Here is a 13,346-nt window from a genome sequence, read left to right on the forward strand (position 1 = left end):
GTCAACGAAGGAACCATAGAACCCAAATCCATTGCGTTATGATGCGTCAATCTGAGAAAAAGCTAGCTAGTGTCCAATATTAAGGGGTTGAACCGGGAGAAACGTTATTTAGGAGAAAAACCAGTGAAATCGGCTAAAAGCTCCACATTTTTAGTAAATAACGTTCCTGGTGATCGTTAGAATTTTGAATCGCTAAAAATCAGCCAAATAGCCTCTCCTCAGATCGTTAGAATATATTCTGATTCACAACCACACAGCAAAGGGCTGCCCCATGTCAGTCAATGCACACCAAATGCATCAACCGTGAGATAGCCCTTTACGTCCTTTGTACTCTAGTCAGTTTCTTTGTGCTCTATTCAGTTTCCTTGCACTCCAGTTAGTTCCCTACAGTTATAGCTATTTACCTTCAACAATCAGCCTAGTATTTACCCCATGGTACGAGTCTTAGATGTTTTACTTGCACGTTTTACTGTCATCTTCACTTCTACGATCACATCTCAGCCCATTGAGCCAATAACTCATCATAAGCTGCGGATAACTGCTCACGCTCGTTCCAAGTTTGCTCCAGCGCTATCGGATCATTGGCTAACGATTCAAGCTGCTGATCAAGTTCCCGAATCTGCGTTTCTATAAGAGCCATCGCCTGCTCCAGTTGCTGAGCAGACCTGTGACTCCCACGATTGCCACCACTTCGGCCTTGATTGTTACTGTGGTCACAATTCCCACTACTGCTACCACTTCGGCTTCGGCTTTGACTGCTACTGTAATCACCATTCCCACTTGCAACATTCATGTTCACCCGTCCAGCATCGAGCTCAGTATGAGCTTGCTCCAACATGATCTCTCCGCTTGCAGACGCAACATCAGGTCCGTCGCCTTCGGCTTTCAGTCGGGCACCTTTGTTCGCTCCCGTCTCCAATGACTTCCCATCGATCCCAGTACCAATTTCCTTTTCCGCTTTTCTTCTTCCGGTTTTCGATCCGTTTCCAGCACGACCTGCTCCAAGCTCTTGTGCAACTTCTTTCGCTACACGAGCCTGCAAATCAAACTTTTTCTCCCGGTACGCTTCATAATCTCCGAGATATGCCGTCAGCTGTCCGTCCTCCAGTTCCCAGACACCAGAAGCCAGACGATTCACAAAGTATCGGTCATGGGAGATAGCCAGCACGGTTCCTTCAAAATCAGCAAGTGAATCCTCCAGCGCTTCTCTTGAGGCAATATCCAGATGGTTGGTCGGCTCATCCAGCAGTAATACATTGGGTTTGCGATGTACCAGCAACGCAAGCCTCAGGCGAGTCCATTCCCCGCCGGACAGTTGCCCTACCGAACGGAAAACATCTGCGCCATAGAATAGATATCTCGCCAGAATGCCACGGGCTTCTCCTTCCTCTACGCCTGCTTCCAGACGGAAGTGCTCCAGCACACTCAGCTTTGGATCCTCAGGCTCCTCCTGCTGGGCCAGATATCCCACATCAACGCGTGCGCCCCATTCCAGCTTGCCTGCATCCGGCTGTTCTTCACCGAGCAGCAGCTTGAACAGTGTTGTTTTACCGGAGCCATTGCGACCGATCAAGGCCGTTTTATCTCCATATTCCAGTAGAGCAGATACGCCACGTAAAATATCCCGGTCACCGTATCGTTTTTCCACGTCTTCCAGCACCGCTACACGTTTACCAGTCCGATCCGTCGGACGCACATCAAAATCTGCATGACGACGTTCCAGCACAGGACGTTTTACCTGCTCCATCCGCTCCAGCGCTTTACGCATGGAGGCTGCACGACGGAAAAACTTTTCGTTACCGCCAACGCGGCCCCATTCTTCCAGCTGGCGGATCGTTTCCTTCATTTTTTTCATAACCTTCTGCTGCTCCTTGAACTCCTCAAACTGCTTCAGCAGCCGCTGTTCCTTCACCTTCATATATTCGGTGTATCCGCCCGTAGCGATTTCGGCCTCTCCGTCCTCCAGCTCCAGCGTACGTGTCACGACCCGATCCAGAAAATAGCGGTCATGTGAGATCAGAATGACGGTACCCGAATAATCTCGTAAAAATCCTTCCAGCCACTCCACCCGCTCCAAATCGAGATGGTTCGTCGGCTCATCCAGCAATAACAGATCCGGACTGACGATCAGCTGCGAAGCCAGCACCACACGGGTCTGCTCGCCACCTGAGAGTGAATCGAACCGCCAGCCGTAATGTGCCTTCGCAATATCCAGCCCGTCTGCGACTTGGTCAATCCGTGCATCCATTTCGTATCCACCTTCGCGTTCGAACCGCTCCTGCAGTGCTGCGTACCGCTTCAACAGACGCTCCAGTTGCTCTGGATCTGCCGCACAGGCGGGATCGGACATCTGCTGCTCCAATTCGGTCATCTGGGTGCGGCAAGCGATAAGTTCCCGAAAACCAAGGCCCAGTACATCCAGCACCGTGTGGTCATCCATTCCTTCGGGTACTTGGGCAACGTAACCGACACGTGTATCTTTTTTCAGCATTAACTGGCCTTCGTCCGGCTGGCTTAACCGAGCCATCAAACGCATCAAGGTGGTTTTGCCGCTTCCGTTGCGGCCGATCAGGGCCACCTTGTCGCCTTCCATAATTTCAAATGTAATGCCGTCCAGCACCAGATGTGCTCCGTGATATTGTTTCAACTGTTGCGCGCTAATAATCATCATAATAAGGTTCCTCCTATGGTGTGGAAGAGCCCGACCGCAACACAAAAAGAGCCGCAGGAGGTTAGCTCCGCGGCTCTTCAGAATTCAAGCAAATATGCTTATCGTCCGAATGAGGTCAAGGCAGGCATCTTCTCGTACATGTTAACTTCCGTATATTCAAAATTGGACAGACTTCTCCCGTTGTTCGAAAAAGTGTGAACAATGCCAGCCATAGCAATCGGCAGCTGGCTAATACGGTTGTTAAGCATCTCGTGATTCACCTGTCTTCACCTCCCTTTGTCATAAGTAATGTCAATATATCACAGACGGTTGCACCTCTGCAACCACCTCATGCGCCTAGCATCCCTGTCATATGCTGTGCTCAAGGTTTTCATTCGCCATTCTCCATCAGCCGTTTTCATTCCCTGGGTACTCTTGCTGAATTCCTACAATCTTCCACGGCTCTTCTTCAGATTTCCTACATCTCTTCTACCCTGAAGACAAATTACCCTATATAAGTCATTCGAATATCCACTACATTGTGCAAATTTATCTCCACGCGCAGTTCCTCATGCTCATTGATCGCAATTAACGAGTTACCGCTAACACTTAATTTTTTGATGGGATTGGTGTCCTCCAAAAAAATCGCCCACACCAAATGATCTTCTGCATCGGTACAAGCAATGAAGCCTTCATTCCCCATTTGCCCGTCTCCACCAATGATTTTCCCACCTTGATAATCCACACTTGTCCATACATCTACCATCGTCCAGCAATCCGGATTGTATTTCACAATACTGTCTATCGTCGTATCACAAACGGGAGAACAATACATGGTTCGCTCGTTGCTGTTAGGGTCAAAATATGTGCGGATATCTAAAATAATGACCGTTCCTTCTGGAAAAGCGATGCAATTTATACCTGGCATCTCTCGCTGTTCAGCGGACCAATGTTCCATGATTAAGCTATTCATCATATGTCCTTTCCTCGGCGCCGAAGCACCAAAGCCGTAATCGCAACCGTAATCAGCGTCAGCAACCCTGATGTACCTAGTGCCGCACCAAGGAACGCATACCCGATACCGTTCCAACCACCTATATCGATGCTGATCATAATGACACCCGCTCCGCCAAGCAATGTCAGACACGGCAAAATGGACTGCATCCACGTCATCCGGCGTCCCTGAACCCGATACACAATCCATTCAACCAACAGCTGTACTACCCACATCCCAAGCGTCCACAAAATAACGATATCCACAAAATCCTCTCCTTATGATTGGATATTCATATCGACCGCTACTTGAGCCAGTCTGCAAAAAAGTTCCGATACCCTTCCTTCATTATCGTTCTTGAAAAGGCACCAAATGCATACTCGCGATTGTCCTCTGATACACTTCGCGGCGCAGCCGCAGCCATGTTCACCAGTTCAAACCAATTATCCTCGTTGCCGGCAAAGGCATGTGTGGATCTAATATGTCCGTAGCAGGCATGCTCGGGTTTCACGACCATTTTCCCCATCGCCATCGCTTCCGTCAGTGGCATCGCAAACGTATCAAACGCTGAACAACTCCAGTACACCTTGGCTGAGTTCATCAGCGTAAATATCTCATCCTGAGTAAGTGCAAACTTCAGCTTCACATTACTTGGGATATCGTATTTCTTCATGCTCTCCTGGTAGCGCACACCGCCAAATACCATGTACACTTCTTTGTCCGGGTTCTGCCGGGCATATTCCAGCACAAGGTCGGGACGGCGGTTCGCCTCATCCCGCCCGATCCAGAGCACGCGATTATGCACGACCTGACTCGGGTCATAATGGCGGTGCGCCAGCTCTTCGTTGAAGCCAATCGGAATGACGTTCACGTCATGCACGCCGAAATTGCGCCCCAGCTCTCTTTTCAAAAACTCGGTCTGCACAATCGCTTTATCCACCATCGTATAGAATGGCTTCATCATCTCATACCCGGTTAATGCCGGGTCAGGGAAACTGTGCGGAAACAGAACACTTTTCGGCAAAAACATTTTCAGAAATGTAAATCCCGATACCGTATAGATCACATGCTCAATATTTTGGCTATGAATCTGATCCAGCACGATATCATAGTTCACCAGGTCACCCTTCTCATGCTCGTACCCCGGTAGCCAGTCGTATCCGCTCACATGGCGCTCCGGCGAGATGAACACAACGTCCACGCCCAGCTCCAGCCCGATCTGCTTCAGTCGATCCGCGAACACCCGCGGCCCCTGAGCCTCCGTGAATTGAATTTTACGCATAACCAGTCCGACTTTACGCAAACTTTTCACCCCTTATATCCATATTGCACTTCAACCGTCTAATCTTTTATCTTACCTCGTTCAGATGATTCATGCATTGCTCCAGCGTGGTAGCCGTCTCATGCCATTGATTGCGCAGCTGTTCCTGCGGCCACACACAGTCCGGATTCCGTAAATCGCCGTCGATCAGACGTAACATCCAGAGCGAGAATACAATCGCATAAGCATCGTACCACTTAGCAAAAGAACCCGGTTCAACCTGCACGCCAAGGCTCTTCAGCTTGTCCAGATACACCTTCATCACACGCGCCCGAAGCCCCGGCGCCGGCGTCATCGTACGTGGAAAGAGCGGATGCGACAAGTCCAGCAGATGATATACGTCCCACAATGGCGTATTCAGGTGAGCATGCTCCCAGTCGAGAATGACCAATCTACCCTCCACCTCGGCTACGTTGCCGGGGTGCAGATCACCATGGCACAGCACCAGCGGTAGCTCGTCCTCTGCCGTGAAGATCAACATGGTGAGTCTGTCCCAGTCCGCTGCAGACAACGTCAGATGCAGTTCGCGTAGCAGTTTATCCGTTGCTGACGGGTACTGCAGCAGTTCATGCAGCATATCCCGAATGGGCGGCTTATGCCCGACTCGCGGCAGGTCTTGCCACGTTGCAACGGGAAGTGCATGCCAAGCCGCCATATGTGCGGCAGCATTCAATATCGTCGATTCGCACAAGTGATGCCCCAGCTGTCCCATGTCCTCGTAGATCATCCAGCTCTGCTCCGGAGCCGCCGCCTGGTCCGAAGCCGCAATGAGCTGCGGATATACGGGTGGCAATTGTGCCATCACATGCTCGTACATCCAGCGTTCCCGTCCATGCTGTGCAGGATTCGTCAGCGGTTTGAAAATATAAGTCTGGCCAGATTGAACAGTAAATCGTTCCACACACCTGCCGTTCATCCCCTTATAGAGAATCTGCCGTGCTGTAACCTGCTTTTCATCTACTGTTCCTTCGGATGTCACCCAGCGCTCTGGAAACATGTTCTCGAAATTCTCTGCATCCTCTATATTTTCCATGCTCTTCATAAACTCACCCTCCCTTCTGTCTAGCCGTTCCGTACAGGATTTCTATCCATCATACGTTGCAGATGAACGGCCTGCAAGAGGTGTTTCTTACTGTTAAGCAGAGGTGTATCACAAGTGCATTTTTCTCCCTGTGCCATTCATTCTTTTCCGATCCCTTTATAGACAATGATATAATGGAACGACAGATTGTGAGGGTACTTGAACATTTACATAGGAGGAACGACCATGAGCATTGTACTGATACCTGAAAAAGTAGATTTCCGCATCTCCACAACCGATCTGAAGGCCATCTACACTGAATCGGGCGGTGTAACTTTACGTATAGATGTGCAAACGCGTGGGGATGTACCTCTAGATCATTATCGAGAAATCGAACTCACTTTCGACACCGTTGCTGAACTGCGCTGCATCACGGTTAATTTCTTCGAGCTACATGCAGGTCAGGTTGAAGGGATCAGCCAGCAAGACGATGTGCTCGCCTTCTGGGAGACGAGCAGGTATCATCCCGATCCCGGCTTTTATCAGGTCGTAGATTCACCCATTCTAGAGGAGAAAAGAACACTATTTGATCCCCGAAACCGGCTTGATCTGAAGCATTATCTTGTCGCCGGATATGACAGTTATGTTGAGGTTATTGCCTCATCTTATCAGTTTGCGGTGAAGGGTTAGAACGGTTTCCAGAGAATAAAATACTGAGCGCCAGCCGAATCCAATGCATACAAAAAAGAACCAGGCCGATCATTCGACTTGGTTCTTTTGGTAACTCAAATTGGTTTTGGTTTCTCACACCTATTCAAACACAATTCTCCCTGACGGATGCTCAGGCAAAATCGACGACACCAACTGCCGGACAGCAGGCTGATCCGACTCCAAGATGGAATCCGTGGCATCCCCGGTATAGACCAGCCTTCCCTGATCCATCACGGCGATGCTGTCGCAGATCGTCAATGCGGCGCGAATGTCATGCGTGATAAACAGATAGGACAGCCCATACGTTGCTCGCAGATCTGCCAGTAAAGACAGAATTTGTGTCTGATGCACCATATCCAGACTGCTGATCGATTCATCCAGCACGATTAACTTCGGTTTAAGGGCAATGGCTCTCGCGATGTTGACCCGTTGTAGTTGCCCTCCGCTGAATTGATGTGGAAGCTTGCTCGCGTCCTGCGGTGTAAGCCCGACCTGCACGAGTAGCTGTTCAATCACGCGCTGTTGTTCCTTGGCAGACAGGCGCTCGTAATTGTCCAGCGGCTCTCCAATAATCTGCGCGGCCGTCATCATCGGATTCACGGCGGAGTAACAGTCTTGGAAAACGACTTGCAAGTCACGACGTAGCCCTTTGAGCACCGTTTTATCCGCTCGATAGATATCCTGGCCTTGAAATAACACCTGACCTTGGCTGGGTCTCTCCAGCCCAAGAATAACTTTGCCCAAGGTGCTTTTACCTGCTCCACTCGTTCCAAGCAGTCCTAAACACATGCCTTCTTCAATCGTAAGTGAAACATCTTCGAGCACAGAAGGGCGCAAGCCCGAACGCTGGAGCCAGCTCCGCTTGCCATAGCGATGACTTACTTCATGTACTTGTAACATTCGGTTCTCCGCCCCCCTTCCTTCGTTTCAATAGTACGTATCCAGACAGTTCCGCACTACTCCACATCTTCTCACCTTTAGCGACCAATGGACAGTTTCGGCCGAGCACTCAATAACATCCGCGTATACTCATGCTGTGGATGATCGAACAATTGGTATACATCTGCCTGTTCAATGATCCGCCCCTTCTGCATTACTGCTACTTCGTCTGCCATCTGTGAGATGACACCCAGATCATGTGAGATGAGCAAAATAGATGTACCGTGTTCCTTGCGAAGCCGATCCAGTTCACGTAGCACATTCAACTGATTCACGACATCCAGCGCTGTTGTAGGCTCATCAGCAATCACCAGAGCTGGCCGCAGACACATGGAAACGGCAATCATCACTCGCTGCAACATACCTCCGCTGAGTTGGAACGGATATCGTTTCATCAACTTTGCCGGGTCTGGAAGTTTCATATCAGCCAGCGCGGCAATGGCCTGTTCCCGCGCCTCTGCTTTGGACATTTTCTTATGGGTTCGCAATGTTTCAATGAATTGAGAGCCGATCGTATACACCGGGGTAAAAGCATTCATCGGATTCTGCATAATAAATCCGATATCCCTCCCTCGTATGCGCCGCATCTCTTCTTCAGATAAGTTGCTAAGCTCCCGTCCGTTCAGACGAACACTGCCTGACGATTCCATTCTGCGGGGATGAAGCAAGCGCAGTAGCGCATTACAAGTCACCGTTTTGCCGCAACCACTCTCACCGACAAGGCCGAAGACCTGACCCTTTTTCAAATTCAACTGAACAGGTTCCAGTAACGGGACGGCTCCCTTGGCTGTCTTCAGCTTAACCTCCAGATCGCGCACTTCAAGTACAATCGCCGGATCGTCCATCGCCACATTCCCCCCTTGTCCAGTTTATTTTTTAGAAATGCCGTAACGATCAGATAATGCTTCTCCCAAAATGTTAAACGTCATTACAACCAGCAGAATGGCTACACCCGGATAGATCATTAGCTCCGGATGACTGCGAATATACCCTGTGCCTTCATGAATCATGGCTCCCCACTCCGCATTAGGCGGTTGAATGCCAAGCCCCAGGAAGGACAGCGCCGAGATATCCATTATCGCCCAGCCCATCTCCAGTGTGCCCATGACCACGATGGGACGTTGCACATTGGGAATGATATGTTTACGAATGATTGTCCAGGTGGAGGAACCACTAATTCGAGCGGCTGCGATAAAGTTCCGTTCCTTCAAGCTAACCACCATGTTTCGGCATATACGCGCATAATGCACCCACTGTACCATCATGAGCGCCAGCAAAATCTGCATCAGCCCTGGACCGAAGATCCCGATGATGCCCAGCACCAGTACCAGCTGTGGGAATGCCAATATGCCCTCACATAAACGCATCAGCACATTGTCAATCCAGCCACCAAGATAACCGGAGATCGACCCAACGATCAGCCCGATAATCAAAGACGACAGGAAGATCATCGTTGCAAATCCAATCGAAACCCGCGCTCCATAGAGAAGTCTGGAGAGATTGTCCCTTCCCAGATGATCTGTGCCGAGCCAGTGTTCGGCAGATGGGTCCTTTAACTTCTGCAACAGGTTAACTTTGACCGGATCATGCGGTGCGATCCATGGAGCCAATAATGCCAGAATGAAGAAAAGCAGCACGATCGTAGCGCAAATCCAAATTATTTTTTTTCCTCGAAACATCGTTCGCCATCGGTTCATCAATGCTCTGCCCGTCCTTTCGCCGAAATCCGCGGGTCCATATACAGCTGCACCAGATCAACGATTAGATTACACACGATGAACAGACACGCCGAAATAAAGACATAACATTGGATCACGGGAATATCTCGGTTGAAGATGGCTTCGACAAAGTAACGCCCGAAACCCGGCCATGAGAAGACCTGCTCTACAATAATTGTTCCTGTTAACAGCCTGCCCATGGTCATGCCCATTCCTGTAATAAACGGGGTAATGGCAATCTTGAGCACATGTTTCAGCATGATAACACGTTCACGTATGCCGCGGGTTCTGGCGTATTGCACATATGCTTCCTGTAATTGTTCGAGTACACTGGTACGCAACATACGGGTGTATAACGCAATCATCACCATAGAGAGCGTAAGCGTAGGCAGCACCAGGTTCTCCCAAGAGCCGCGCCCTTCGACGGGAAGCCAGTCCAGTTTTACTGCAAAAAAGAAAATAAGCAGATAACCGAGCCAGAACTGCGGAATGGAAGCACCAAAATAGGAGATCGCCCGGCTCACCATATCAATCCAGCTATTTTTGTATACCGCCGCCAAAATTCCGAGAGGAATACTCACCAGTGCAGAGAACAGAATGCTCCACAAGGCCAGTTCTGCTGTGGCTGGGAACTTATCTTTGACCTCATCGATCACGGGTTTATTCGTGAGATACGAGGTACCAAAATCCAGCTGGGCCATCCTCTTCAACGTATCAACATACTGAGTAAGCAAAGGCCGATCCAGACCGAATTCATGTCGCTTCTCTGCCAGCAGCTCTGGTGTTGGATAAATATGTGCAGCTGTCAGATACGCTTCGGCTGGATCAACTGGTGAAATATGGATTAGCCCAAAAGTGACAAGTGTAGCGATAAAAACGATAGGAATGATCGCGATCATTCGTTTACCTATATAGCCGATCACCAAACTTTCCTCCCCTTTTACCATGCCACACAAGCTCTTGTTGCCTGATGTGTTACGTGTTCATGAATATGTTCTTCGATTATAATTATGGGTTACTTAACTGCATTCCCACAAACGGATTTTCATCCCGATTGGCCGGGAAGACAAATTTAGCAATTTTCTTCTGATATACAGCTGTTTTCTTCACATAAGAGATCGGTACAATCGCCGATTGGTCCTGCAATGTCGTCAGGATGGATGTATACAGCTCCTGACGTTTCTTCTCGTCTGTAGAAGACAGTGCGGCATGCACCTGCTCGTCCAGTTCCTTTTTCATCGGCAAAGCAGTTAGTGTCTCGGAGATTCCGAATCCCGGGCTTGCTACGACGTTAATGAAGGAATGTGGATCGTATGGTGCCCCGTAATTGTACCAGAAGTACAGATCGAAATCATTGGCTTTCAGACGTTTAATTTGTACCGTCAGTTCAAGTCCGGTAAGGTTTACTTTAACCCCCAGCTCGCTCCATTCGGCCTGAATCGTTTCGCCCATCGCTTTCTGAATCGGGTCGGTCTTATCAAAAATCAATTCGAATTCCAGCTTCTGTCCATCCTTCTCACGCACGGTTCCGCCTGCCGGCAACTTCCAGCCTGCCTCATCCAGCAATGCTTTGGATTGCTCTACGTTATATTCGATCGGTTTCAGATCCACATTGGTATATGGATAGTTTTTGGACAATGCGGTATCAGCCGGTTCTTCCAGACCCGATGTGACACCTTCCACCATCGCTTTTTTGTTGAAGCCCTGTTGAAGTGCCTTCCGCACTCTCACATCAGACAACTTCGGATTCGAAGAGTTAAGCAACAGGTCACGAGTACCTACAGGGTCAGACAGTTCGCTTACATACTTATCGTTCTCACGCAGCTGCTGGAATGCATCCAGACTAATCACGCCTTCACCGTAAATCAGATCCAGATCGCCCTTTTCAAAAGCAAGCACACGGGTCTCTGCATCAGGAATGATTTTGACCGTAATCTGATCGAACGCCGGTGCAGTACCCCAGTAATTCGGGTTACGTTTGAAGACCGCATACTCATCCTGCTTATATTCAGCCAGCATCCATGGGCCTGTACCTACCGGCTCTTTGATGCCTTTGGATGTATCCCCATCATCCGGGAATCCAGCCGCACCCAGGAAACGGAACGGGCGAACAACAGACAGATCCTGAAGTACAGGATAGTACGGCTCGGTAAGAGTCATACGGAACGTATGGTCATCCACGACCTCTGTCTTGCCCAGCACGCCGATGATGCCAAGCCAGCTATGTGTTTTTTTATTTTTCATGATGGAGTCAAAATTCTTTTTCACAATTTCAGCATTAAAAGGTGTGCCATCGGAGAATTTCACCCCTTGGCGCAGCTTGAATGTATATACTTTGCCATCATCAGAGATGGTCCATGACTCAGCAAGGGCCGGTTCCAATTTACCATCCTTCTGGTAACTCACCAGTGGTTCGTAGATCATGGATTGGGCAAACAATTGGGACGGATTGTACGTATGTGGGTTCATCGTACCGATATCCCGTGGCCAAGACATCGTAATCGACTTCGCTGAAGCCGCCTGATCTCCCGAAGCAGAAGAAGACGCCGAACTGCTCTCTTTATTACTGCAACCCACGATAAATAACAGCAACAACAGTGTTGTCACCATCATAAGGGTAGTAGAACGTTTGTTTTGTTGTCCTGACATAGATATAAACCCCTTTTCTCTCTTCTCTCATTCTTTACCTGACCATTACCGTGATAATGATTCTCATATTCATTAAGAATATGAAGTAGCCTCCCTTTTGTCAACAAAAATCGACATAATATGTATGCCCATTAAATAGCCAAAAAAGCCCTTCCTATAGGATGAGGGGCTTTTTTGGTGAATAGCAGCAAATTTGCTGCATATTCTCTGTACATTTCCTATTCATTTCATACCTACACTCAATTCATCAAGTCATTTCTGGATGCGCAAAACCCCATTATAGTTTGCCTTCCTCGCGGTCGCCAGCGATCACTTCATCCGTTTCTTTAACATAGTCCACGATCTCTTGGACCGTTGTGTAGGCCACACCGACATAGGTATCGGCTGCGCCGTAATAGATGGCAATTCGTCCAGTATCGGCATCATGCAGGGTTGCGCATGGGAAGACAACGTTATCAACGAAGCCCTGCTCCTCATACCATTTCTCCGGCGTCAGCACGAAGTTGGAGGAACGATATTTTACTTTGGACGGCTCATCCAGATCCAGAATCACCGCACCCATGCTGTACACAAAACCGTTGCATGTTCCGGTTACACCGTGGTAGAACATCAGCCAACCTTCAGACGTCTCGATCGGAGCGGGGCCACCGCCAATTTTCACGGATTGCCACCAGCCCTGACCGCCTTTGCTCATGACGTGACGATGTTTGCCCCAGTACACCAGATCCGGGCTTTCGCTCAGGAAAATGTCTCCGAACGGGGTATGTCCGCTATCGCTTGGTCTGGACAACATCACATAATTGTCGTTAATTTTACGCGGAAACAATACACCATTGCGATTGAATGGCAGCATCGGATTCTCAAGACGGACAAACGTTTTGAAGTCCTCCGTCTTGGCGAGACCCAGGGCCGCACCGTAAAAATCGGTACACCAGATGATGTAATAGGTATCTTCCACTTTGACCAGACGCGGGTCGTATGCGTAGTTCGGCATAAACGGTTCGCCTTGTTCGTCTACAAAAGTGATGCGCTCCTCCTCTATCGTCCAAGATAACCCATCTTCACTCGAACCCATGTGCAGGTGTGGACGGCCATTGACTGTCTCGGCACGGAATACACCGATGAATTTCCCCTCATAAGGAACGACTGCACTGTTAAAAATACGGGCAACTCCCTTCACCGGATTACGTGGCACCACCGGATTAGCCGAGTGTCTCCACACCGGGCCTTCGGTTCCTTCCGGCTTATCCTCCCAAGGCATGTTTGGCAAAGCATCCCCAACCATGTGTACCTTTTTCGTTTCAGTGACTGTCATATCTCATTTCTCCTTCTAATTGAATGAT

General features: G+C 49.2%; 13 protein-coding genes. 1 reads left to right on the forward strand and 12 read right to left on the reverse strand.

The window, feature by feature from the left end; all coding sequences use genetic code 11:
* Positions 1-490 precede the first annotated feature (490 nt).
* The 6 genes from abc-f to J2T16_RS15115 all read right to left on the reverse strand — a co-directional run bounded on the left by abc-f (position 491) and on the right by J2T16_RS15115 (position 6,007).
* A complete protein-coding gene (abc-f, locus tag J2T16_RS15090; protein ID WP_499018625.1) occupies positions 491-2,671 on the reverse strand; it encodes a ribosomal protection-like ABC-F family protein in 2,181 nt (726 codons plus the stop codon).
* Between the two features lie 98 nt (positions 2,672-2,769).
* Complete coding sequence (locus J2T16_RS15095) at positions 2,770-2,931, reverse strand: hypothetical protein (RefSeq protein ID WP_186809699.1); 162 nt, start codon at positions 2,929-2,931, stop codon at positions 2,770-2,772.
* 224 nt (positions 2,932-3,155) lie between these two features.
* Complete coding sequence (locus J2T16_RS15100) at positions 3,156-3,608, reverse strand: hypothetical protein (RefSeq protein ID WP_339833642.1); 453 nt, start codon at positions 3,606-3,608, stop codon at positions 3,156-3,158.
* A gap of 14 nt (positions 3,609-3,622) precedes the next feature.
* The gene (locus J2T16_RS15105; protein WP_499018626.1) at positions 3,623-3,910 is read right to left on the reverse strand and encodes a YesK family protein; all 288 of its coding nucleotides are present in this window, start codon (positions 3,908-3,910) and stop codon (positions 3,623-3,625) included.
* Between the two features lie 38 nt (positions 3,911-3,948).
* Positions 3,949-4,947, reverse strand: coding sequence for a glycosyltransferase (locus tag J2T16_RS15110; protein WP_090921607.1), 999 nt, complete (start codon positions 4,945-4,947; stop codon positions 3,949-3,951).
* Between the two features lie 46 nt (positions 4,948-4,993).
* Positions 4,994-6,007, reverse strand: coding sequence for a phosphotransferase (locus J2T16_RS15115; protein ID WP_499018627.1), 1,014 nt, complete (start codon positions 6,005-6,007; stop codon positions 4,994-4,996).
* A 225-nt stretch (positions 6,008-6,232) separates the two neighbouring features.
* Here J2T16_RS15115 and J2T16_RS15120 point away from each other — a divergent pair, with 225 nt between their 5' ends.
* Positions 6,233-6,676 (forward strand): hypothetical protein, encoded by a 444-nt coding sequence (locus J2T16_RS15120; RefSeq protein WP_186809698.1) that lies wholly within the window; start codon positions 6,233-6,235, stop codon positions 6,674-6,676.
* A 120-nt stretch (positions 6,677-6,796) separates the two neighbouring features.
* On the opposite strand, the gene nikE is transcribed toward J2T16_RS15120, so the two are convergent.
* The 6 genes from nikE to J2T16_RS15150 form a co-directional block, all read right to left on the reverse strand.
* Complete coding sequence (gene nikE / locus J2T16_RS15125; RefSeq protein WP_499018628.1) at positions 6,797-7,597, reverse strand: nickel import ATP-binding protein NikE; 801 nt, start codon at positions 7,595-7,597, stop codon at positions 6,797-6,799.
* A 77-nt stretch (positions 7,598-7,674) separates the two neighbouring features.
* Positions 7,675-8,481 (reverse strand): nickel import ATP-binding protein NikD, encoded by an 807-nt coding sequence (gene nikD, locus J2T16_RS15130; RefSeq protein WP_499018629.1) that lies wholly within the window; start codon positions 8,479-8,481, stop codon positions 7,675-7,677.
* Positions 8,482-8,505: 24 nt separating this feature from the next.
* On the reverse strand, positions 8,506-9,333 hold the full coding sequence (gene nikC / locus J2T16_RS15135) for a nickel ABC transporter permease subunit NikC (protein WP_499018630.1): 828 nt from the start codon (positions 9,331-9,333) through the stop codon (positions 8,506-8,508).
* Entirely contained in the window at positions 9,333-10,277 is a 945-nt protein-coding gene (gene nikB / locus J2T16_RS15140) for a nickel ABC transporter permease subunit NikB (RefSeq protein ID WP_090921753.1), read from the reverse strand. The genes nikC and nikB overlap by 1 nt, the downstream gene beginning before the upstream one ends.
* Before the next feature lie 85 nt (positions 10,278-10,362).
* Positions 10,363-12,003: a nickel ABC transporter substrate-binding protein gene (nikA, locus tag J2T16_RS15145; RefSeq protein ID WP_339833664.1), complete on the reverse strand. Its 1,641-nt coding sequence runs from the start codon at positions 12,001-12,003 to the stop codon at positions 10,363-10,365.
* A 277-nt stretch (positions 12,004-12,280) separates the two neighbouring features.
* On the reverse strand, positions 12,281-13,318 hold the full coding sequence (locus J2T16_RS15150) for a glycoside hydrolase family 130 protein (RefSeq protein WP_090921591.1): 1,038 nt from the start codon (positions 13,316-13,318) through the stop codon (positions 12,281-12,283).
* Positions 13,319-13,346: the final 28 nt, after the last annotated feature.

It is taken from the genome of Paenibacillus intestini, assembly GCF_030803945.1.
GTDB classification, from domain to species: domain Bacteria; phylum Bacillota; class Bacilli; order Paenibacillales; family Paenibacillaceae; genus Paenibacillus; species Paenibacillus polysaccharolyticus.

Bases quoted from the DNA above. Each gene is read 5' to 3' on its own strand.
- abc-f (WP_499018625.1), bottom strand. From the start codon at position 2,671: ATGATGATTATTAGCGCGCAACAGTTGAAACAATATCACGGAGCACAT.
- J2T16_RS15100 (WP_339833642.1), bottom strand. From the start codon at position 3,608: ATGGAACATTGGTCCGCTGAACAGCGAGAGATGCCAGGTATAAATTGC.
- J2T16_RS15115 (WP_499018627.1), bottom strand. From the start codon at position 6,007: ATGAAGAGCATGGAAAATATAGAGGATGCAGAGAATTTCGAGAACATG.
- J2T16_RS15120 (WP_186809698.1), top strand. From the start codon at position 6,233: ATGAGCATTGTACTGATACCTGAAAAAGTAGATTTCCGCATCTCCACA.
- nikE (WP_499018628.1), bottom strand. From the start codon at position 7,597: ATGTTACAAGTACATGAAGTAAGTCATCGCTATGGCAAGCGGAGCTGG.
- nikD (WP_499018629.1), bottom strand. From the start codon at position 8,481: ATGGACGATCCGGCGATTGTACTTGAAGTGCGCGATCTGGAGGTTAAG.
- nikC (WP_499018630.1), bottom strand. From the start codon at position 9,333: ATGAACCGATGGCGAACGATGTTTCGAGGAAAAAAAATAATTTGGATT.
- nikA (WP_339833664.1), bottom strand. From the start codon at position 12,003: ATGTCAGGACAACAAAACAAACGTTCTACTACCCTTATGATGGTGACA.
- J2T16_RS15150 (WP_090921591.1), bottom strand. From the start codon at position 13,318: ATGACAGTCACTGAAACGAAAAAGGTACACATGGTTGGGGATGCTTTG.